The sequence below is a fragment of the Streptomyces sp. NPDC002306 genome, assembly GCF_053593435.1.
In genome coordinates, this window is the sequence record NZ_JBSFCK010000138.1 from 1 (window position 1) to 1698 (window position 1698).

Below are 1698 nucleotides of genomic sequence, written 5' to 3' on the forward strand. Positions count from 1 at the left end.
ATCACCCAGCGACTCCAGATGCTGGATGTTCACCGTCGAGACGACATCGATCCCCGCCGCCAGCAACTCCTCCACGTCCTGCCACCGCTTCGCATGACGCGAACCAGGGATGTTCGTGTGGGGCAGCTCGTCGACCAGGGCCACCTGGGGCCTGCGCGCCAGGACGGCGTCCACGTCCATCTCGGTGAAGACCGTGTCCCGGTACTCCACCTCCCGGCGCGGGATCTGCTCCAGCCCGTGCAGCATGACCTCGGTACGCGGCCGCCCGTGGTGCTCCACGAACGCCACCACACAGTCCGTACCGCGCTCCACCCGCCGATGCCCCTCGGACAGCATCGCGTACGTCTTGCCGACGCCCGGTGCCGCACCGAGATAGATCCGAAGCTTGCCGCGTGCCATGTTCACCCTTCGAAGCGGTAACCCATGCCGGGTTCAGTGATGAGATAGCGGGGGTGGGAGGGGTCGGACTCCAACTTGCGGCGCAACTGGGCCATGTAGACCCGCAGGTAGTTGGTCTTGTTGCGCTGGGACACCCCCCAGACCTCCTGGAGCAGGTGTTTCTGTGTGACGAGCCGCCCGGGGTGGGTCACCAGGATCTCCAGCAACTGCCATTCCGTCGGCGTCAGTCGCACGTCGGACCCACCGCGGACGACCTTCTTGGCGAGCAGGTCGATCGTGAAGTCCGCCGTCTTCACCCGGGTCGTCCCGGCGGACGGCGTCACTTCCTCGGTGCGCCGGACGGCGGCCCGCAGCCGGGCCATGAGTTCGTCCATGCTGAACGGCTTGGTGACGTAGTCGTCGGCCCCGGCGTCCAGGGCGGCGACCTTCTCGCCGGAGGAGCGACGGGCCGACAGCACCAGTACGGGCACCCGGCTCCAGCCGCGCAGCGCCTTGAGCACGTCGACCCCGTCCATGTCGGGAAGGCCGAGGTCCAGGACCACCACGTCGGGTTGGTGGGCGGCCGCCAGGCGAAGGGCCGTGGCCCCGTCGGGAGCCGCGTCCACTTCGTACCGGCGCGCCTGCAGGTTGATCACGAGGGCCCGTACGAGCTGCGGGTCGTCCTCCACCACCAGCACCCGCGTCATGGGTGTGCGCCTTTCCTGTCGTACATGCGGCCGTGACCGCGTTCATGGCGGCGGGAGCCGGCGGGACCGGGATGTCTCCCGGCCCGCCGGCTCCCGTGCGGTTCGCGTAACGCCATCAGCCCTTGGCCACGAGGGCCTTGAGCGCGATGTTCAGTTCGAGGACGTTGACGCGGGGCTCACCGATGAAGCCGAGGTCGCGTCCCGAGGTGTGGTCCTCGACCAGCTTCTCCACCTGGGCGACCGGAACGTGGTTGCGCTCGGCGATCCGGTGGACCTGGAGGTCGGCGTACTCCGGGGAGATGTCCGGGTCGAGACCCGAACCGGAGGACGTGACCGCGTCGGCGGGCACGTCGGACGACTTGACCTGGTAGTCGGTGGTCGAGTTGTCCTTGACGACGGCGGCCTTGGCGTCCTTCACCCACTGGATCAGGTCGGCGTTGTCACCGGAACGGTTCGTCGCGCCCGACAGGATCAGCGAGTACTGGGTGTTGACGCTGTTGCTGCCGAGGCCGTTCTGCGGCCGGCCCTGGAACCACTTGAGGTCGGGGTCCGGGGTCTCCTGGCCCTTCTTGAGCGGCAGGTTGTAGGACTGGCCGATGAGGGAGGAGCCGAC

The 1698-nt window shown here is 68.3% G+C and carries 3 protein-coding genes; all 3 read right to left on the reverse strand.

Features of this window, described 5'->3' with window-relative positions:
* Window positions 1-399 (reverse strand): histidine kinase (locus ACWCQK_RS42435; RefSeq protein ID WP_451164602.1); only part of this gene is annotated, 399 nt, incomplete at its 3' end.
* Between the two features lie 2 nt (window positions 400-401).
* Window positions 402-1085: a response regulator gene (locus ACWCQK_RS42440; RefSeq protein WP_451164604.1), complete on the reverse strand. Its 684-nt coding sequence runs from the start codon at window positions 1083-1085 to the stop codon at window positions 402-404.
* A gap of 115 nt (window positions 1086-1200) precedes the next feature.
* The coding region (locus tag ACWCQK_RS42445; protein ID WP_451164606.1) for a potassium-transporting ATPase subunit C at window positions 1201-1698 on the reverse strand (498 nt) is incomplete at its 5' end.

Bases quoted from the DNA above. Each gene is read 5' to 3' on its own strand.
- ACWCQK_RS42440 (WP_451164604.1), bottom strand. From the start codon at position 1,085: ATGACGCGGGTGCTGGTGGTGGAGGACGACCCGCAGCTCGTACGGGCC.